Here is an 18,940-nt window from a genome sequence, read left to right as displayed (position 1 = left end):
CCCACAGGATCATCGATGGAAATCAACCCCTTGCTGAACAAAATCAAAGACTTCACCGAGCGTACCAACACGCTGAGGGGGTACCTTTGACTACGACACCAAAAAGGACCGCCTCGCAGAAGTAGAACTCGAACTGGGCGAATCCGCCGTCTGGGACAAACCCGAATATGCCCAGGAACTGGGACGCGAGCGCTCCAGCCTTGAGAACGTGGTGGGCACCATAGATCGCATGTACAGCGGTCTGGAAGACAGCAAAGAGTTATTGCAGTTAGCGCAGGAAGAGCAGGATTCAGACCTGTTTGATGAGGTTGGTTCTGAACTTGGCAAGCTGGAGCAGGAACTGGAAGCACTGGAGTTCCGGCGCATGTTTTCAGGCAAGATGGATCCCAATAACGCCTTTCTGGATATTCAGGCTGGTTCTGGTGGCACCGAAGCGCAGGACTGGGCGGAAATGCTGATGCGCATGTATATGCGCTGGGGTGAGGACAAAGGATTTGCTGTAGAGGTTGTGGAATTATCCGCCGGTGAAGTGGCTGGCATCAAAAGCGCCACGCTGCACTTTAGCGGGGAATATGCTTTCGGCTGGTTGCGTACTGAGACGGGTGTGCACCGATTGGTACGCAAGTCGCCGTTTGATTCAGGTAACCGTCGCCATACATCGTTCTCTTCGGTGTTTGTGTCGCCGGAAATTGATGACGATATTGAGATCGATCTCGATATGTCGCAGGTTCGTGTTGATACCTATCGCTCCAGCGGTGCCGGTGGCCAGCACGTAAATACCACTGACTCGGCGATTCGACTGACGCACCTGCCATCGGGCATTGTTGTGCAGTGCCAGAATCAGCGCTCGCAACACAAGAACAAGGACCAGGCTATCAAACAATTGAAGGCCAAGCTCTATGAGCTGGAAGAGCTCAAACGTCGTGAAGAGGCGCAAAGTGTTGAGGCTGAAAAAGCAGATATTGGCTGGGGTAGCCAGATTCGCTCTTATGTGCTTGATCAGTCGCGCATCAAAGATCTGCGTACCAATGTCGAGAATACCAATACCGGCGCCGTGCTAGACGGCGACCTGGACCGCTTTATTGAAGCCAGCTTGAAAATGGGATTGTAAACGGATGAGTTCACCAAAAGATCAGAATACGGCAGACAACGTCGCGCCGCAGCACGATGTGCATGAAGAGAACAAGCTGATTGCCCAGCGGCGGGAAAAGTTGCACGCCATTCAGGCGAAACGCAATGCTTTCCCGAATGACTTCCGGCGCGATGTCCTGGCGGTAGATCTGCATCGGGAATACGCTGAAACCAGTCGTGAAGACCTGGAACAACTGGCACGTAAGGTCAAAGTGGCGGGGCGCCTGATTCGTCAGCGCGGGCCGTTTCTGGTCATACAGGATGCCAGCGAAGCGCTGCAGCTTTACGTGAATCACAAGGCCTTGCCTGCTGAAATGATGGAAGAAATCAAAGCGCTGGATCTTGGTGACATCGTTGGCGTTGAGGGCGAGGTGTTCCGTACCGGTAAAGGCGAACTGACTGTAAATGTTGAGTCCCTGCGCTTGCTGACCAAGGCGCTGAGACCGCTGCCGGACAAGTGGAAGGGTCTGACTGATACAGAAGTGCGCTATCGTCAGCGTTATGTTGACCTGATCGCCAATGAGGAGTCGCGTCGCACATTTATCTTGCGTTCAAAGATCATCAACAGTATGCGTGATTACTTTCTGTCGCACGATTATATGGAAGTGGAAACGCCGATGATGCAGGTGATTCCCGGTGGTGCCACGGCAAAGCCGTTTATTACGCATCACAATGCGCTGGATCAGACCATGTATCTGCGCATTGCCCCGGAGCTGTACCTTAAGCGTCTGGTGGTGGGTGGCTTTGAGCGGGTTTTTGAAATCAATCGCAATTTCCGCAATGAAGGTCTGTCTACCCGACATAATCCCGAGTTCACCATGGTCGAGTTCTACCAGGCCTATGCTGACTACCACGACATGATGGATTTCACAGAGCACATGCTGCGCACAATTGCCGGCGAGGTGCTGGGCAGCACGGAGTTTGAATATCAGGGTTTAAAACTTGATTTTTCTCAGCCCTTTACCCGATTGCCGGTGAAGGAGGCCATCCTGCAATACTGTCCGGATGTCAGTGCAGAGCAATTGGAATCGCGCGACAAGGCCGAAGCGTTGGCCAAATCTTACGGTGTCAAAGTTGAAGCATCCTGGGGCCTGGGCCGCATCATGATGGAAATTTTTGACGAGAAAGTTGAGCATCATCTGCTGCAGCCGACCTTTATCACTGAATACCCGACGGAGGTGTCACCACTGGCGCGGCGCAGCGACAGCAACCCCGAGGTGACGGATCGTTTCGAGCTGATTATCGGTGGGCGCGAACTGGCCAACGGCTTTTCGGAGCTGAACGATGCCGAAGATCAGGCGGCTCGTTTCCATGAGCAGGTGGAGCAAAAGGATGCCGGTGATGATGAGGCCATGCATTTTGACGCAGACTACATCACGGCCCTGGAGTATGGCATGCCGCCAACGGCCGGTGAAGGTATTGGTATTGATCGTCTGGTGATGCTGTTCACAGATTCGCCGTCTATACGTGATGTGCTGCTGTTCCCGCATATGCGACCACATAAAGACTGATGGCAGCGGCAGAATCCGGACGTGAGATAAAGCTGGAGCCATCCTGGAAAGCATTGTTGCAGGATGAATTTCAGCAGCCTTACATGTTGGCGCTACGCCAGTTTCTGCGTGATGAAAAGGCCGCGGGTAAAATCATTTACCCGCCAGGTCCGGATATCTTTAATGCTCTCAACTCAACACCTTTTGATAAGGTCCGGGTAGTGATACTGGGACAGGATCCCTATCACGGTTCAGGCCAGGCACACGGTTTGTGTTTTTCTGTGAAAAAAGGTGTTGCTGTGCCACCTTCCTTAAAAAACATCTACAAAGAGCTGGGTCAGGATCTGGGGCTGAGTGTGCCGGCACATGGTAATCTGAGCCATTGGACGCAGCAGGGGGTGTTGTTGCTCAATGCTGTATTGACGGTTGAATCTGGCCGCGCTGGTGCTCACCAGAATAAGGGCTGGGAGCGCTTTACCGATAAAATTATTGCACTGCTGAATGAGCGGCGCGAGCATCTGGTGTTTATGCTTTGGGGTAGTTATGCGCAGAAAAAAGGTGCGATTATTGATCGACGCAGGCACCTGGTCCTGCAGTCGGCTCACCCCTCGCCACTGTCCGCTCACAGGGGATTTCTGGGTAACCGTCATTTTTCGAGTGCCAATCATTATTTGCAGGCGCATCAGCAGCCGCCTATTGACTGGCAGATAGTTTAGTTTGGTATTTTCAGCAGGAGAGTTGCATGTCTGAATCGTCTCAGAATTTACGTTGCGTCATCGTCGGTGCCAGTCATGCTGGTTCGCAATTGGCCATACAACTCCGTAAAAACGGCTGGACGGGCGAGATCGTGCTGATCGGGGATGAATCGCAGATGCCTTATCATCGACCACCTTTGTCCAAGGCGGTCATGTCCGGCGAAAAAGACGCGGATGGTATTCTGTTGCGCCCGGCGCCCATGTACCAGGCCCAGAATGTGACACTGCGACTGAATGAGCGAGTACAGTCTCTGAGCGCAGAAAATAAACAGGTGGTTCTGGTTTCTGGTGAGGTGCTGGCTTATGACAAGCTGGCACTGTGCACAGGTGCGCGGCCCATACGTCTGCCCCTGGGCGATGGTCTGGATGGTGTCTGTTATCTGCGCACCCTGGCAGATGTTGAAGCAATCCGCGCGCGCCTGGATGAGGTGCGGCGTGTAGTGGTGATTGGCGCTGGTTATATCGGTCTGGAAGCGGCGGCGGTGCTTCGTAAACTGGGCAAAGATGTCACTGTGCTGGAGCGGGCGGAGCGCGTGCTGCAACGGGTCACTGGCCCGCAGATGTCAGCGTATTTTCAGAATCTGCATCGTCACCATGGCGTTGACATTCATTGCTCTGCCGAAGTGGTGGCCATCAATGGTCAGCAGTCTGTGGAGTCAGTCACCTGTGCAGACGGCAGTACCTTTAAGGCTGATCTGGTGATTGTTGGTATTGGTGTGGTGCCGGAAACCGGGTTGGCCGAAATGGCCGGTCTGAAACTGGATAATGGCATTTGTGTTGATGAACATGCGTGCACCAGTGACCCGGATATCTACGCAGCAGGTGATTGTTGCTCGCACCCGAGCGCGTTGTATCAGCGCCGTGTGCGCCTGGAGTCGGTGCAGAACGCCAATGATCAGTCTCGCGTAGCGGCTGCCAATATCTGTGGCGCCAATGAAGTGTACAACATGACCCCTTGGTTCTGGTCGGATCAGTATGATGTCAAATTGCAAGCCGCCGGTTTGTGTGATGGCTATGACCGTATTGAAACGGATGGCTCAGCAGAGCCCGGTTCAGAAGAAGGTTTTGTCGTGACTTACTATCGTGATGGAGAGCTGATCGCGGCCGACTGCATCAACCGCGCAAAAGACTTTATGTATTACAAAAAACTGCTGGGCAGCTAAGCCCGGCCAGCGTTTACTCGCCGCTGTAGATGCAGCCGCTGGTGCAGGTTTCGCGGATCTCGATGCGCGCAAGTTCCGGCAGCTGCGGCTTCAGTTCCTGCCAGATCCAGGCGGCAATATTCTCACTGGTGGGATTTTCCAGGCCGGGGATCTCGTTCAGGTAGTGATGGTCCAGGCGTTCCCAGACTGGCTTGAACGCTTTTTTGATGTCGCCGAAATCCATGACCCAGCCGCTGTGTTCACCCACCGGTCCAGCGACGACCAGTCGCACCTGGAAGGAGTGGCCGTGCAAACGGGCGCACTTGTGTCCCTCAGGAACATTCGGCAGGCGATGGGCCGCTTCGAAGCTGAACTCTTTGTAGATTTCCATCAAAAAATAATCCGTGATCGGCAAAGACTGACAAGTATAAACCTTGTGACTTATTTTCTTAAATTTTATTTGACATGCCAGCTCAAGTCGGTAAAATGCGCGTCACTCAACACAGCGGGTGGTTAGCTCAGTTGGTAGAGCGTCGCCCTTACAAGGCGAATGTCGGGGGTTCAAATCCCTCACCACCCACCAGAATTTACGTGACACTTTCTGGCTGTATGGATGTGCAATGTGCACTGTGTAGGGTATCGCGGACCGGTAGTTCAGCTGGTTAGAATGCCGGCCTGTCACGCCGGAGGTCGCGGGTTCGAGTCCCGTCCGGTCCGCCATTATTTCTGATGCCCGTCGGCAATCGCCGACGGCGCCATCAACCGGACACTCCCTCTTGCCTATGTCCGATTCAGCTCCTTCAGACTCCTTGTTATCAGACGGTTGGCTTGCCCCCGAGCCAGACTTTGATACCGTTCCGCTGCAGACATTAGTTGATCCTGTCCTTAAGCAGCATGCTATCGATTTGCAGATATTACGCCTGGATCTGGCCGATCCGGCGCTGGGTGGCAATAAGTGGTTCAAGCTACGCGAGAACCTGCGCCTGGCGCGGCTTAACGGCCACGACACGCTGCTGAGTTTTGGCGGCGCCTGGTCGAATCATCTGTATGCGCTGGCCGCAGCCGGTCATCGTTACGGCATGCGCACCATTGCCATGCTACGCGGTGAGATCCCGTCGATGCTGAATCCCACGTTGAGGTTTGTTCACGAGCGCGGCATGCAGTTGATTCCGATCACGCGCAGTGAATATCGACGTCGTCATGAGTCTGCATTCGTCGATCAGTTGCTGGCACGGTATGGTCCGGCATGGCTTATACCGGAGGGGGGCGGCAATCTGGCTGGCACGCACGGATGTCAGGCGCTGGCGAAGGTGCTGAGGCCGAGCATTGATGATCGGCCTGATCAGCATATTGCTCTGGCCTGCGGCACGGCTACCACCATGGCTGGCTTGTTGGCCGGTCTGTGGCAGCATCATCAGCTGGGTGATCTGCGATATATGCCACTGGTTCGGGGATACGCTGTCCTTAAAGGTGCTGATTTTTTGCAGCGCGACCTGGAGAGCTGGCTGGCATAACTGGGCGTTAATCTCAGCCCCTCATCGTATGTCTTGAAGCTGAACCATCATTGCGGAGGGTACGCCAAAACAAACGCCGAGCTGATGGGATTTATTGACTGGTTTGAGGCAATGCATCAGATACCGCTGGAACCGGTCTACACCGGCAAACTGCTGGCAGGTCTTTATCAGGACATTCAGCAAGGCGACTTCAGTCCTGGGTCCCGAATTATTGTGCTGCACACCGGCGGCTTGCAGAATCGTTTCGCCGCATCCCCCTGACTTAATCTGCAAAAAGGTGGAAAAAATTCCCACGTCACGCTATTCTGGTCGGGTCGTTCATTATTCGCGGTCTCTGGTTTATGCAGTTTCGCACCCTGTTAAGCTCAATTGGACTCTCGGCCATGCTGGTGTTGCTGAGTGGCGGCGCCGTATTGCCCGCCCTCGCTGCCGAAAGCTTGACCCTGCAGGTGCCCTCGAAGACTATTGATTCCTTGCGTGAGGGGCGGTTACTGGAGTTTTTCGTGCCCGGGCACGGCACTCAGCAGGTTATTATCAGTCATGACGGCCACTACCTGAACGGTGACCGGGTATTGCGCGGTGAGAGTGAAGATGGTCAGGTCGCTGTCATTCTGACTACTAACCGCCAGGTTGCGTTTGCAGAAATTCAGTTGTCCGGACAGCGCTGGTTGTTTGATGGTCAGCGGAGCGGCGAAATGATCGAAGGTCGTCTTTATCAGCCTGAAGAGCTTGAGCTGGATAAACTCAGTAGTGACTATGTATTGCCTGCTGATTATCTTCGACAGGCGCAGCCCTTGTCATTGTCTTCTGATCATGCCCGCCCCGATCAGTTGCATGTCTCCCAGGGTGAACTGGAAATTCAGCAACAATTCAGCCGCCAGGTGCTGTTTACGGGGCAGTCTGCCGAGGTGGAGGTAACTCTGTCCTTTACTAATCGAAGCAGCCGCAATCTGTCTGCTGTTGAGGCAGACGTTTATTTCATTCTTGAAGACAGCCGCCTGATCAGCGCACCAGCCTGTCAGTCACTGTGGACCAATACGCGGCCAAGCCAGCAGATATTGCGTTGCCGTCTGCCACAGACATTGGCGCCCGGTGCCACCCGCAGCATCAGTTATATAGTCCGAGTGGATCCGGTCAGTCAGCCCAAGCGACTACTGAGCACCGTTTATGTCGAGCAGCAGCGGCACGATGCCTGGTTGAACGTGGTCAATGACGTAGTAGGTCAGGGTAGTGATGACATGCTCAGCGCATTCAACACAGCTCAGGCTCAGCAGTTGACAGCGGATCGGCTGGGCAATGTGGTTATCGATGTGCTGGCCCTTTACACACCCGATGTGCGTCAGATATACGGTGCAAACGCGGCGACCCGTATCAATCAGATGTTCAGTGTTGCCAATCAGATTTTTCAGGACAGCGGTGTGGGCATTACCCTGCGCCCGGTCTATCACAATGAAGTGAATTACCCGGGAAGTGACGTTGATTTTTATACCCAACTGGATGAGCTGACCTATGGTGATCATCCGGCTTTCGGCCAGGTGTCGACTCTGCGTGACCAGTATGGTGCAGATCTGGTTGTCCTGTTCCGTCCCATGGCTGTGCAGGCACGGCTGTGTGGCCTGGCCAACCTGGGCGGGTATCAGACATACGGTGATCTGACGGCTTTTGATGAGAGTGAGTATGCGTTTTCTTTGGTGGGTATTGATTGTCCGGTCAGTTCGGCGCTGGTACACGAAATTGGTCATAATCTGGGACTAACCCACTCACACCTGGAAGACGGCGGCGGTGGCACCTTCCCGTTCGCAACCGGGCACGCGGTCGACAATCAGTTTGCGACAGTCATGGCCAATCCGGCCCGGTTTGGCAGCGCCCGGCGTACTGCAGTGTTTTCCAGCCCTCATCTGGACTGTGGTGCCGGACTGGCCTGTGGTGTACACCATGGCGATCCGCATCAGGGCGCCGATGCCGTCAGAGCCTTGAATCTGGTGCGCTTTCAGGCTGCCAACTACCGCCCTTCAACGGTCACCCAGCGCCCGGCGCGACAGGTGGCCAGTCTGGATGGCCGCGCTACGGATGCACAGATAGCCCTGGCCGCCAGCGTTGATCAGGGCCTGAACTACACCTACAGGGTCAGCCCAGGGCAGCGAATGGACATCAATGCGGATTTTTATATCGATTCGCAGCATGTAGGAGAGCAAGGTCAGTTCCATGTGCTGGCCGATCTGTCAGCGGCGGGTCTGGGCTTGCTGCAACTTAATGATCAGGGTGAAATTTTTGACTGGGACGGCAGCGCAGCCGGATTGGTGCCTTACGCCCCGGCGAGAACCCTGAGCGCCGTTGAATATCTGAGCATTCTGCAGAACTTCCAGCCGCTGCCGGAGCTGCTGGGCCATCCCCTGGTGCTGTTTATTGCGTATCAGTTGCCTGATACCGGTCAGGTGATTTACACCGCCGAGCCACTTGTAGTGCAGATCGGAACCGGACCCTGATTTTTCAGTGCCACGTGCCTGTTACCGGTCCCGTGTTATACTGCGCTGCTGTTAAATCCCGAGCGCGCGGAAGCCTCATTATGTCGACATTCAAAAAGTTGGGTCTGGTGGGTCGCCCCGGACACGCCGGCGTTGTTTCGACCCTCAGACGCCTGATTGAATACCTGCAAACCCGACATCTGGAGATTGTGCTGGAGCAGAGCACTGCCGAGCTGCTGCCGGACATTTCATTGCCCGTGCATCGTCGCCATGAACTGGGCGGCGAGTGTGACCTGGTGGTCGTGGTGGGTGGTGACGGCAGTATGCTCAATGCCGCTCGAGCGCTGGTTAATCATGATGTACCCGTACTGGGAATCAACCGCGGCCGACTGGGTTTTTTGACTGACATACTGCCCGAAGAACTGGAGACATCGCTGGATGCTGTGCTGGCGGGTCGTTATCGGGAAGAAAAACGCTTTATGCTGGATTTCACCGTGCGCCGGGATGATGAATTGCTGCCCGGTGGCACTGCCCTCAATGATGTCGTGCTGCACCCGGGCACTGCCGCGCAAATGATTGAGTTCGAACTGTTTATCGACAACCAGTTTGTCAATTCGCAACAGTCTGATGGCCTGATCGTGGCCACGCCGACCGGATCGACAGCTTACTCTTTATCGGCCGGCGGGCCGATCATGCATCCCAGTCTCAATGCTCTGGTGCTGGTGCCCATGTATCCGCACACTTTGAGCAGCCGCCCCCTGGTAGTCGATGCTGATCTGGAAATACGCATAGCGGTTGTCAAGCAGCGGGCAATTTCGCCCCTGGTCAGCTGTGACGGTGCTGTGCGGTTTCATACAGAGCCGGGTGATGAAATCATTATCCGCAAAAAAGCCGGACCGCTGCGCCTGATCCATCCGCTGGAATACAATTACTACGAAGTTTGCCGCAGCAAACTCGGTTGGGGTAACCGACTGGTCAGGGACGATGCATAGAGCACTGACGGTTTCGGCAAGTCTGGATTTACGCCCCCTGGTGGTGATACTGCGGTCGCGGGCAATTGCGCATCACGTGACGGAGGAGTCGGGTAAGCTGGTGGTGTGGACGCGCTCGGAGGCTGAGGCTCAGCTGGTTCGGGCCTGTTTCGATGCCTGGCAAAGTGGTGAGCTGCAAGTGTCGGACAGTGCGCTGACCCGTGGGCCGGCAATGCTGCCGGTCAAGAGCATTGTTCAGAATCTGTTAAACGCAGCCTGGACGGCACCGGTGACAGTCACAGTGTTGTTGATCAGTCTTGTGGTTGCGTTGTTCAGCAGCGCCGGAGCCGATACCTACGCCATTCGGGGGATGTTTTTTCCCGACCTGAACCGTAGCACAGTCTCGCTGTCTGAGCCGCTGGTCTGGCTCCAAATGATTACGCCGGCATTTCTGCATTTTGGACTGATTCATCTGGTATTCAATTCATTGTGGCTCTGGTATTTTGGCCGCATGATGGAGCCTACCCTGAAACCCTGGCGTTATACATTGGTCCTGTTGTGGATGGCACTGGCTGGCAATGTGGCGCAGTACCTTTGGAGTGGGGCGGCCAATTTTGGCGGCCTGTCGGGTGTGGTTTACGGTCAGATCGGCTTTATCTGGTTATGGCAGAATATTCATCCGGGCTCTCGACTCCGCCTGCCGCCCGCCATGATCATGGTATTTCTGGTGGCGCTCATACTGATGGAGGTGCTGGCCTCATCCTACATTGCCTCGGCGGCACATGCCGGTGGTCTGGTTTCCGGTATGCTGGCCGGCTGGTTGCTTGGCCTGTGGTACAAAAAAAGAGGATCCTATGTCTGAGAAAACGATTGAGTCGATACGGGATATTCTGGATCTGATGGATCCGGAAGTGCACGAGAATCTTAAAACAGCGGTGGAGCTGGGCAAATGGCCCGATGGCCGGCGCTTGACGCCCGAGCAACTGGAGTATTGTCTGCAGGCGATTATCGCTTATGAGCAGCAGTATTTGCCTGAAGAGCAGCGGGTTGGATTTATCGACCGCACAGGGCTTAAAAAAACACAGTGTGATGATGATAAACCCGCCGATCCTCAGCAGAGTGTCCCACTGACAATCATGCCGGAAGATGGACGGAGACATTGAATTCTATGGAAACCCTGGCCAGAGGCAACGCCCGCAAACTAATCACCCGACTTGAACAGCCGGTCAACTACCGGTTGGCACTGGGTGAAACGAAAGTCGAACTCAATTCCCTGCTGGGCAGCACAGTGCGTCTGCGTTATACAGGCAAAATCAACTGCGTGCATTGCGGTCGCAATACCAACAAGAGTTTTAACCAGGGTTACTGCTACCCCTGTTTTCAGACTCTGGCGCAATGCGATAGCTGCATCATTCATCCGGAAAAGTGCCACTACGATCAGGGCACCTGCCGTGAGCCTTCCTGGGGTGAAAAATTCTGTATGCAGGATCATATTGTTTACCTTGCCAATTCATCCGGCCTCAAGGTCGGCATTACCCGCGCCACGCAGATTCCGACTCGCTGGATTGACCAGGGCGCGATTCAGGCGCTGCCAATTGTGCGGGTGCGCAGCCGTCTGCAAAGCGGGGCGCTGGAAGTGATTTTCCGTCAGCATGTGGCCGATAAAACCAACTGGCGCGATATGCTGCGTGAAGGCGATCATGTGGTGGATCTGCTGAAGGAGCGTGATCAGTTGCTGGAGCGCTGCCGCGCGGATATTGATGAGTTGATCCAGCGTTTTGGTTTTCATGCCATCAGCGTGATCAGGGGCATTGATCCGGTCGATATCAGTTATCCGGTTGAAGGCTATCCGCAAAAAATCACCTCATTTAGTTTTGACAAAGAGCCGCTGGTTGAAGGCACCCTGCTGGGTATTAAAGGGCAGTATCTGATGTTTGATACTGGTGTTATCAACATCCGGCGCTTTGGCGGTTATGAACTTGAATTGATGAATTGAGACTGATTATGAGAGATGCACAGGCAACAACCATTTATCTGAAAGATTACCAGGTTCCGACATTTCTGATCGACCGCACACAGTTGCGCTTCGAGCTGGAAGAGACGCAGACCCGTGTTATCTCCAGGCTCAGTATGCGCCGCAATCCGGATTTGATCGGCAACACCGGCAATACGCTGCGCCTGGATGGTCAGGATATGACCTTGGTATCGGTGTCGCTGAATGGGCAGGCCTTGAGTGCTGAACAATATCAGGTCGATGATGAATCGCTGGTGATTGCCAATATCTCTGCGCTGCTGGATCAGTCGCCTGAGCAGGGTTTTGAGCTGAGCTGTGAAACCCTGATTAAACCGCAGGAGAACACCAGCCTGGAGGGGCTTTACAAGTCCCATACCATGTTCTGCACGCAATGCGAGGCCGAGGGCTTTCGTAAAATTACCTATTATCTGGATCGTCCGGATGTGATGGCGATGTTTGAAACCACCATCGTGGCCGACAAGCGGCGCTACCCGGTGCTGCTGTCCAATGGTAATGCCATCAAGCAGGGCGAACTGGACGACGGCCGCCACTGGGTAACCTGGGAAGACCCCTTTCGCAAACCCTGCTATCTGTTTGCCCTGGTGGCCGGTGATCTGAAATCCATTGAAGACCGCTTTACCACACAGTCCGGTCGGGATGTGATGCTGCGTATCTTTGTTGAAGAAAAAGACCTGGATAAGTGCGATCACGCCATGCAGTCCCTGAAAAATGCCATGCGCTGGGATGAGCAGGTCTATGGTCGTGAGTACGATCTGGATATTTTCATGATCGTGGCGGTTGATGATTTCAATATGGGCGCCATGGAGAATAAAGGTCTTAATATTTTTAACACCTCCTGTGTGCTGGCCAAGCCTGAGACCACCACCGATACCGCGTTTCAGCGCGTTGAGGCGGTGGTGGCGCATGAGTATTTCCATAACTGGTCAGGTAACCGGGTCACTTGTCGAGACTGGTTCCAGCTTAGCCTGAAAGAGGGTTTTACAGTCTTCCGTGACGCTGAGTTTTCGGCCGATATGGGTTCACGAACCGTCAAGCGCGTAGAGGATGTGACGTTTCTGCGCACGGCGCAGTTTGCAGAAGATGCCGGTCCCATGTCGCACCCTGTGCGACCTGACTCTTATATGGAAATTTCCAATTTTTATACATTGACCATTTATGAAAAAGGCGCCGAAGTAGTGCGTATGATTCGTGAACTGGTGGGTGAAGAAAATTTCCGTAAGGGCTCTGATCTGTATTTTGAGCGCCACGATGGCCAGGCCGTGACCACAGAGGACTTTGTGCGAGCCATGGAAGAGGCAAGCGGTGTGGATCTGCAGCAGTTCCGCCGCTGGTATACCCAGTCAGGGACACCCGTGATGCACGTCAGTGGTCACTACAACGAGCCAGCCCAGACCTACGAACTCAGCCTGAGTCAGAGCTGCCCGCCAACTCCGGGTCAGCCGCATAAAGAGCCTTTCCATATTCCTCTGCGCATGGGGCTGCTGGGCGCCGGGGGCAATGAACTGGAATTGAATCTGCCGGGTGAGAAACACAGCGGCCTGACCGAGCGTGTGCTGAATGTGACCGAGCCAGTGCAGCGTTTCGTGTTCCATAATATTCCGGCCGCGCCGGTGCCTTCTTTACTGCGTGGTTTCTCGGCGCCGGTGAAGCTGCACGCTGACCTTGATCGTGACCAGTTGATGTTTTTGATGACACGTGACAGCGATGGCTTCAATCGCTGGAATGCCTCGCAGGAGCTGGCGGTGGGCGTGATGCAGGAGATGCTTGCCAGTCATCAGCAGGGCGGCGAGATGGTGATGGACAGTCGCCTGAGTGTGGCAGTCGGTGAAGTATTACAGCATGCGGTTGCGGATGCCCAGGGCGCCAATGAGTTGGATCAGGCCATGCTGGCGCAGCTTCTGAGCCTGCCTTCAGAGGCCTATCTGTCGGAGCTGGCCGAGGAGATTGACGTGGATGGTATTCACGCTGTGCGAGAGCATGTGGCTGATGCGCTGGCCGCAGAACACGCCGCCGCTTTTGCACAGCTTTATCAACTCTGCCAGTCAGATGAACCCTATAGGGCTGATGCAGCGGGCATTGCCAGACGCTCCCTGAAGAATCTGTCGCTTGCCTATCTGATGCGCCTGCCAGAACCCAAACCGCTTGATGTGTGTTTTGAGCAATTTACTGGCGCTGGCAATATGACCGATGTGGATGCTGCCTTGCGCCTGCTGGTCAATAGTCGGCAGCCTCAGGCGGCGGCCCTGGCGGAAAAGGCGCTGGCTGACTTTTATGCCAAATGGCGTCATGAGTCACTTGTAGTGAATCAATGGTTTACGGTTCAGGCCACCGCCTCGCGACAGGGCACCTTGCAGCAGGTCAAGGCGCTGATGGAACACGAAGCGTTTGATATCCGAAACCCCAATAAAGTCAGGTCGTTGATTGGTGCGTTCAGTAACGGCAATCCGGTCAACTTCCATGATCTCAGCGGAGAAGGGTATCAATTTCTGGCTGAGCAGATTCTGCAGCTTGATGGTCTGAATCCGCAGATTGCCGCGCGACTGCTAACACCTTTGACCCGCTGGCGGCGCTACGGCGCACAGCGTCAGAAACTGATGAAAGCAGAACTGGAGCGTATTGCCGCGCAGGCAGATCTGTCGCGTGATGTTTATGAAGTGGTGAGCAAGAGCCTGTCTGCATCCTGATCAGCACAACAGTGACTAGCGTGTGAGTAACTTTTTTCTGGTTCTGATTTATCTGGTCATCGGCGCGTTGCTGCGTCGCACCGCGTTGATGCCGGATAATGCGGCCAGTGTGCTCAATGCCTATGTGTTGTATGTGGCATTTCCGGCGCTGATTCTGAAGAGCCTGCCGGGGCTGCAGTTCTCTTTTGATCTGCTGATTCCGGCGCTGACGCCCTGGATTTTGCTGGCATTCAGCGTACTGCTGGTACTGCGTCTCAGTCGCTGGCTGCACTGGTCGCGCGAGCAGACCGGCGCCTTGCTGATCCTGGTACCGCTGGGTAATACCTCATTTCTGGGGTATCCGCTGGTCGAAGCGTTTTTTGGTGCTGACGCTATTCCTTATGCGCTGGTTTATGATCAGATGGGATCGTTTCTGGCCTTAACGATTTACGCCACGATTATCGCGGCGATATACAGTCCTGCGCTTTCAACACCTGATGCGGTGAGCGTAATACGCAAGATCATCACCTTCCCCTCGTTTGTTGCGCTGATTGTTGGCTTGCTGTTATTCAACGTAGAAAAACCCGCTTTGGCCATCAGTGCCATCGACAATATTGCCGCCACCCTTGTGCCGGTGGTGATGGTAGCGGTGGGATTTCAACTCAGTCTGCGATTTGATACACGCGAAGTGTCGCCACTGCTCGTAGCATTGAGTCTCAAGTTGCTGTTGCTGCCGGTGTTGGCCTGGTCAATGTGGTCGCTGGCCGGTCAAAGCGGACAGGCGGTTGATATCACTATTTTTCAGGCGGCCATGCCGTCAATGATTTCGGCCGGTGCGGTGGCCAGCATGGCCGGCCTTTCACCCAGGCTGGTAAGCGGTGTGACCGGGCTGGGCATTTTATGCAGCCTGGTCACTTTGCCGCTGGTGTACTGGTTGATTACTAACGTGGCGTGATGCGCAGAATGCGATCGGGTTGTTCTCGATGTGAGGGTGTCATCTGTCGCCCATCATGATTGCTGGTGCCGACATACAGCGCACCATCCGGCCCTACTGCCAATGCGCGCAAGCGGCCATAAACACTGTTGCCCTGACCATCATTAAACCATCGCTCAATGGCTGTCGGGCGAGTCGGGTCAGCAGGGTCCTGAAAGCGAATGCGCATCAGATTCTGACGATCCTGAGGCTGAAAACCCAGTACTGAAACAAACAGATCGTTCTTTAATTCCGGCATCAAATCGCCGGTGTAGAAAGCCATGTCGCCGGGTGGTGACGACGGCACAAAGGTCAAAATTGGGTCAACATAATCGGGTGAGTTTATAGCGCCCACCATGATGGGCCAGCCATGATGACGGCCACCTTCCAGTACGATGATGCGATCGTGGGCCATCAACTGATCTTCGCCCGTCGGACCGTGATCCCCGGCGAACAGATTGCCGGTCTCAGGTTGCCAGGTCAGGCCATGCGGATTACGCATGCCGTGTGCCCAGATCGGGTTGCCGGGCCAGGGATTATCGGCCGGTACTTCGCCCTCGGGCGTGATGCGCAGCACCGCACCCGACAGGTCCTGCAGATCATTGGAACGCTGGCGTTCGAAGGCATCGCCGGTGGCCACATACAGCATACCGTCGGCACCAAACTGCAGGGTACCGCCGCTGTGACTGCCGCCACGCGCCTGCGCCGCCAGTCCATCATAGAGAATCGTTTCCTCACCGGCTTTGCCATTCACTTCTATAAAGCGGCTGATACGGTTATAGGGGCCCTCGTCGGTCATGTAGGTATACATAATGTAGACCCAGGGCACCTGCGGATATTCTGGATGAAACGCCAGTCCGGTCAGACCGCTTTCGCCCTGAAAAAATATTTTATCTTCCAGCGACAGCCAGGGTTGTGGATCCAGCTCGCCATCGGGCGAAACAATACGTACGCGACCGGGGCGTTCAGTGACAAAAATGCGCTGGCCATCGGGTGTAAAACGAATGGTCCAGACCACCTGCAGATCGCCGACAAACTCCTCGACCTGATAGTCCTCAGGCTCGGTGATCCAGTCAATTGCCGGCATGGGCGGGATCTCACCGCGGATGATTTCGTCCTGGGCAAACGCGGGCAGGGAAGCGCTGCTGCAAATAAAACCACACAGCAAAGCGGCAGCAGACAGTTTAGTTCTCAAGGTTTTCATGGCGACGTCCTGGTACATGAATGGATGCGCGACAGTATAGGCCCGTGCCAGACCAACGTCATGTCACTCTATCGCAGCGGATCAGCACATTATCCCGTACATGGTTAAAATCGCTAACTGCTTAGCCAACTGACCAACTTTTGTTGCCCTGTACTTGCCGACGTTTAGGCGATCATTCTTAAAAAGCTAATAAAAACAGAATGATACTTGGTGTCTTGGATATTGGCACAATTTCTGCTTTTACCTTCGCACAAGATTAAAACTAATAAGCTGATTTTGGGGGAAATATGATCAAGTTGTTGGGTGTGGCCGTGTTGAGCATGACATTGATGGGCTGTCTTTTTGTGGTGGATTCCAAGCAGACGGCTTCACGATCTCAGTGGCATGAGGAACAACGCAGCCGCCTGGTCGCCGGCCAGACAGAAGCGTCATGGGTACGGGAGAATTTCGGCGAACCGGACCGGGTGTCCCGGTATGAGGATGGTAGTGAGACCTGGCGCTATCGTAATTCGAACTCGTCGGAGTCGCGCATTGGTCTGTTCTTGCTGTTCAAGATAGACGTGGAGCGCGAAAACACCGAGACGCTGGTGCTCGATATCCGTGACGGCGTTGTCACCGATCACTGGGTCGAGCGCCGTTAACGCGGGGGACGGAGGCGGTCTACGTCCCTCGTGTGTTTCGCGGACCGGGTAGTGTGCGGGGAGTACGGTGCTGACCGGCCACCTCCTTCTGCTGCCGACCCGGCGGTGCGGAACTCGACGTCGCGGCTTCGCCGCTCCGGACTCAAACAGTCCTCCCGCTTTTTCGGGTCGGCAGCAGAAGGAGAAGACGTGGCCTGATTGGTCAGCACCGTACTCCCCGCACACTACCCTAAGAGCCAGCGATTTGGCGCTGGGGACGTAGACCGCCTCCGTCCCCCGCGCAGCCAGAGTTGTGCGCGGCACCGGTGGCCGGAGGAAGCCTGCAGAGCAACAGGTTTCCGACCGCCGGTGCCGACGCATTACATAAATTGTTTGTGAAGGGGCGGAATATATTGATTAGGGGCGGGGAGTGGGTGGTGGGGTGATTGCCAGTCAGGCCATGTTTTCTTCTTTTTCCGTCCACCCGAAAAGCGGGCGGGACTGTCTGAGTCCGGAGCGGCGCAGCCGCGACGTCGAGTTCCCCCCCGCCGGGTGGACGGGGAAAGAAGATGGCCGGCAATCACCCCACCACCCACTCCCCGCCCCGGACCCAAAGGAACCTACTTGAGCCCCTCGTAAATAATATCCACCGCAATGCCGCGCATATTCGCCGCACCTGGCCGCGTGCCGCCCTGCGCCTGAATCATGCCGATGAAGTACATGTCATGCACCGGATCAATCCAGAACCAGGTGCCCGCCGCGCCACTCCAGTAATAGGTGCCTTCGCCCTGCACCGAGCCTGCGGCCACCGGATCAAAAATCACCGCAAAATCCACACCAAATCCCTGACCTGCCTGGCCCGGACGGGTGTCAGTTCCACGCAGCAGCAGACCGTCGCGCAGGGTATTGCTGCGCATCATATCTACTGACTGCGGGCCGAGAATGCGGCGACCATCCAGCTCGCCACCATTCACCAGCATCTGCAGAAAGCGTGCATAGTCGTGGGTGGACGACACCAGACCGCCACCGCCGGATTCCAGGCGAGTCGAATCAAGATAGCTGGGACGATCCGGGCGTTCTTCATTGCGCATCAGCTTGCCCTGCGATGCTTCCCATCGGTACACATCGGCAAACCGGTGTTTGTCTTCAGCTTTTACATAAAAGGCTGTGTCGTGCATGCCCAGCGGATTAAAAATTTTCTGATCCAGAAACTCACCGAACGGCATGCCGCTGAGTTTTTCAACGATATATCCCTGAATATCAACTGCAATGGAATATACCCACTGTTCACCGGGCTGGTAGAGCAGGGGGATGTCAGCCACCTTGTCAATCAGTTCATTCAGATCGCTGGATGCCAGCACACCTTTGTCGCGGAAAGCTTCATTGACCGGATCATTGCCGCCCAGACCATAACCAAAACCCGCCGAATGATTCAGCAGTTCCCGCATAGTGGGCTGACGTGTCAGTGGCTCAAGCTGCATGGCGCCACTCTCGTCGTAACTGACCATGACCTGCAGGTTTTCAAACTCCGGTACGAATTTGCTGACTGGATCATCAAAATCCCAAAGTCCCTGCTCATGCAGCATCATCAATGCGACGCCGGTGACCGGTTTGGTCATGGAATAGATGCGGAACAGGGTGTCTTTGGTCATCGGGCGATTATCCTCAATCGAGGCATAACCGGCTGTTTCATAGGTGGCCACCTTGCCGTCTTTGGCCAGCAACCAGACCATGCCGGCGACATCATTGTCGCTGACAATCTTCTCCATGGCGGCATCCAGCCGATCTATCGTGGCCTGCGAGAATCCGGCCGCGGAGGCGCCGTCCGCCTCAACAGGCCAGCTGGTGTCGTGGCTCCAGGCCGACAGGCTGAGAGCGCTAAGCGCCAGAGTCAATGCGCTGGTGTTGAGCCATTTCTTGAAGGCAGATGTTCTTTGGGAGATCAGCATGGGTCACCTCTGTTGGAATTATTGTTGC

The 18,940-nt window shown here is 55.0% G+C and carries 17 protein-coding genes and 2 tRNA genes; 16 read left to right on the top strand and 3 right to left on the bottom strand.

Annotation, left to right across the window (positions count from 1 at the left end):
• The first annotated feature begins 15 nt into the window (after nucleotides 1-15).
• From prfB to PS2015_RS09515, 4 genes are all read left to right on the top strand, one after another.
• Nucleotides 16-1,111, top strand: a protein-coding gene (prfB, locus tag PS2015_RS09530) for a peptide chain release factor 2 (protein WP_156412702.1) whose coding sequence is annotated in 2 segments (ribosomal slippage) — nucleotides 16-87 and nucleotides 89-1,111 — 1,095 coding nt in all. Because the reading frame shifts where the segments join, the coding sequence is not laid out codon by codon here.
• Between the two features lie 4 nt (nucleotides 1,112-1,115).
• Nucleotides 1,116-2,642 (top strand): lysine--tRNA ligase, encoded by a 1,527-nt coding sequence (lysS, locus tag PS2015_RS09525; protein WP_058022013.1) that lies wholly within the window; start codon nucleotides 1,116-1,118, stop codon nucleotides 2,640-2,642.
• On the top strand, nucleotides 2,642-3,337 hold the full coding sequence (gene ung / locus PS2015_RS09520) for a uracil-DNA glycosylase (RefSeq protein WP_058022011.1): 696 nt from the start codon (nucleotides 2,642-2,644) through the stop codon (nucleotides 3,335-3,337). The genes lysS and ung overlap by 1 nt, the downstream gene beginning before the upstream one ends.
• A gap of 26 nt (nucleotides 3,338-3,363) precedes the next feature.
• Complete coding sequence (locus PS2015_RS09515; RefSeq protein WP_058022009.1) at nucleotides 3,364-4,539, top strand: NAD(P)/FAD-dependent oxidoreductase; 1,176 nt, start codon at nucleotides 3,364-3,366, stop codon at nucleotides 4,537-4,539.
• Nucleotides 4,540-4,552: 13 nt separating this feature from the next.
• Here the strand turns inward: PS2015_RS09515 and queD are convergent, their stop codons facing one another.
• Nucleotides 4,553-4,909, bottom strand: a complete 357-nt coding sequence (gene queD / locus PS2015_RS09510) for a 6-carboxytetrahydropterin synthase QueD (protein WP_058022007.1) — start codon at nucleotides 4,907-4,909, stop codon at nucleotides 4,553-4,555.
• 116 nt (nucleotides 4,910-5,025) lie between these two features.
• On the opposite strand from queD, the gene PS2015_RS09505 reads away from it, so the two are divergent.
• From PS2015_RS09505 to PS2015_RS09460, 11 genes are all read left to right on the top strand, one after another.
• Nucleotides 5,026-5,101, top strand: a tRNA-Val gene (locus tag PS2015_RS09505).
• A 60-nt stretch (nucleotides 5,102-5,161) separates the two neighbouring features.
• Nucleotides 5,162-5,238, top strand: a tRNA-Asp gene (locus PS2015_RS09500).
• Between the two features lie 62 nt (nucleotides 5,239-5,300).
• Nucleotides 5,301-6,032: a 1-aminocyclopropane-1-carboxylate deaminase/D-cysteine desulfhydrase gene (locus PS2015_RS09495; protein WP_058022005.1), complete on the top strand. Its 732-nt coding sequence runs from the start codon at nucleotides 5,301-5,303 to the stop codon at nucleotides 6,030-6,032.
• Nucleotides 6,033-6,143: 111 nt separating this feature from the next.
• Nucleotides 6,144-6,293, top strand: coding sequence for a hypothetical protein (locus tag PS2015_RS15615; protein ID WP_156412701.1), 150 nt, complete (start codon nucleotides 6,144-6,146; stop codon nucleotides 6,291-6,293).
• 80 nt (nucleotides 6,294-6,373) lie between these two features.
• Nucleotides 6,374-8,518, top strand: coding sequence for a M12 family metallo-peptidase (locus PS2015_RS09490; protein WP_058022004.1), 2,145 nt, complete (start codon nucleotides 6,374-6,376; stop codon nucleotides 8,516-8,518).
• Nucleotides 8,519-8,598: 80 nt separating this feature from the next.
• Nucleotides 8,599-9,489, top strand: a complete 891-nt coding sequence (locus PS2015_RS09485) for an NAD(+) kinase (protein ID WP_058022002.1) — start codon at nucleotides 8,599-8,601, stop codon at nucleotides 9,487-9,489.
• A complete protein-coding gene (locus PS2015_RS09480) occupies nucleotides 9,482-10,330 on the top strand; it encodes a rhomboid family intramembrane serine protease (RefSeq protein WP_058022000.1) in 849 nt (282 codons plus the stop codon). The genes PS2015_RS09485 and PS2015_RS09480 overlap by 8 nt, the downstream gene beginning before the upstream one ends.
• The gene (locus PS2015_RS09475) at nucleotides 10,323-10,631 is read left to right on the top strand and encodes a YeaC family protein (RefSeq protein ID WP_058021998.1); all 309 of its coding nucleotides are present in this window, start codon (nucleotides 10,323-10,325) and stop codon (nucleotides 10,629-10,631) included. Before PS2015_RS09480 ends, PS2015_RS09475 begins: the two co-directional genes overlap by 8 nt.
• Nucleotides 10,632-10,636: 5 nt before the next feature.
• Nucleotides 10,637-11,464, top strand: a complete 828-nt coding sequence (locus tag PS2015_RS09470) for a DUF2797 domain-containing protein (RefSeq protein WP_058021996.1) — start codon at nucleotides 10,637-10,639, stop codon at nucleotides 11,462-11,464.
• An 8-nt stretch (nucleotides 11,465-11,472) separates the two neighbouring features.
• Nucleotides 11,473-14,187: an aminopeptidase N gene (gene pepN / locus PS2015_RS09465; RefSeq protein WP_058023255.1), complete on the top strand. Its 2,715-nt coding sequence runs from the start codon at nucleotides 11,473-11,475 to the stop codon at nucleotides 14,185-14,187.
• A gap of 22 nt (nucleotides 14,188-14,209) precedes the next feature.
• Nucleotides 14,210-15,121 (top strand): AEC family transporter, encoded by a 912-nt coding sequence (locus PS2015_RS09460; protein WP_058021994.1) that lies wholly within the window; start codon nucleotides 14,210-14,212, stop codon nucleotides 15,119-15,121.
• Here the strand turns inward: PS2015_RS09460 and PS2015_RS09455 are convergent.
• Nucleotides 15,108-16,343, bottom strand: a complete 1,236-nt coding sequence (locus PS2015_RS09455) for a PQQ-dependent sugar dehydrogenase (protein ID WP_058021992.1) — start codon at nucleotides 16,341-16,343, stop codon at nucleotides 15,108-15,110. The two genes, PS2015_RS09460 and PS2015_RS09455, sit on opposite strands and share 14 nt — an antisense overlap.
• A gap of 287 nt (nucleotides 16,344-16,630) precedes the next feature.
• On the opposite strand from PS2015_RS09455, the gene PS2015_RS09450 reads away from it, so the two are divergent.
• A complete protein-coding gene (locus tag PS2015_RS09450; protein ID WP_058021991.1) occupies nucleotides 16,631-16,984 on the top strand; it encodes a hypothetical protein in 354 nt (117 codons plus the stop codon).
• Nucleotides 16,985-17,583: 599 nt separating this feature from the next.
• Here the strand turns inward: PS2015_RS09450 and PS2015_RS09445 are convergent.
• The gene (locus tag PS2015_RS09445; protein WP_058021989.1) at nucleotides 17,584-18,912 is read right to left on the bottom strand and encodes a serine hydrolase domain-containing protein; all 1,329 of its coding nucleotides are present in this window, start codon (nucleotides 18,910-18,912) and stop codon (nucleotides 17,584-17,586) included.
• Nucleotides 18,913-18,940: the final 28 nt, after the last annotated feature.

The sequence above is a fragment of the Pseudohongiella spirulinae genome (assembly GCF_001444425.1).
GTDB classification, from domain to species: domain Bacteria; phylum Pseudomonadota; class Gammaproteobacteria; order Pseudomonadales; family Pseudohongiellaceae; genus Pseudohongiella; species Pseudohongiella spirulinae.
This window is presented reverse-complemented; position numbering and strand designations above follow the sequence as displayed.

Bases quoted from the DNA above. Each gene is read 5' to 3' on its own strand.
- lysS (WP_058022013.1), top strand. From the start codon at position 1,116: ATGAGTTCACCAAAAGATCAGAATACGGCAGACAACGTCGCGCCGCAG.
- ung (WP_058022011.1), top strand. From the start codon at position 2,642: ATGGCAGCGGCAGAATCCGGACGTGAGATAAAGCTGGAGCCATCCTGG.
- PS2015_RS09515 (WP_058022009.1), top strand. From the start codon at position 3,364: ATGTCTGAATCGTCTCAGAATTTACGTTGCGTCATCGTCGGTGCCAGT.
- queD (WP_058022007.1), bottom strand. From the start codon at position 4,909: ATGGAAATCTACAAAGAGTTCAGCTTCGAAGCGGCCCATCGCCTGCCG.
- PS2015_RS09495 (WP_058022005.1), top strand. From the start codon at position 5,301: ATGTCCGATTCAGCTCCTTCAGACTCCTTGTTATCAGACGGTTGGCTT.
- PS2015_RS15615 (WP_156412701.1), top strand. From the start codon at position 6,144: ATGCATCAGATACCGCTGGAACCGGTCTACACCGGCAAACTGCTGGCA.
- PS2015_RS09490 (WP_058022004.1), top strand. From the start codon at position 6,374: ATGCAGTTTCGCACCCTGTTAAGCTCAATTGGACTCTCGGCCATGCTG.
- PS2015_RS09485 (WP_058022002.1), top strand. From the start codon at position 8,599: ATGTCGACATTCAAAAAGTTGGGTCTGGTGGGTCGCCCCGGACACGCC.
- PS2015_RS09480 (WP_058022000.1), top strand. From the start codon at position 9,482: ATGCATAGAGCACTGACGGTTTCGGCAAGTCTGGATTTACGCCCCCTG.
- PS2015_RS09475 (WP_058021998.1), top strand. From the start codon at position 10,323: ATGTCTGAGAAAACGATTGAGTCGATACGGGATATTCTGGATCTGATG.
- PS2015_RS09470 (WP_058021996.1), top strand. From the start codon at position 10,637: ATGGAAACCCTGGCCAGAGGCAACGCCCGCAAACTAATCACCCGACTT.
- pepN (WP_058023255.1), top strand. From the start codon at position 11,473: ATGAGAGATGCACAGGCAACAACCATTTATCTGAAAGATTACCAGGTT.
- PS2015_RS09455 (WP_058021992.1), bottom strand. From the start codon at position 16,343: ATGAAAACCTTGAGAACTAAACTGTCTGCTGCCGCTTTGCTGTGTGGT.
- PS2015_RS09450 (WP_058021991.1), top strand. From the start codon at position 16,631: ATGATCAAGTTGTTGGGTGTGGCCGTGTTGAGCATGACATTGATGGGC.
- PS2015_RS09445 (WP_058021989.1), bottom strand. From the start codon at position 18,912: ATGCTGATCTCCCAAAGAACATCTGCCTTCAAGAAATGGCTCAACACC.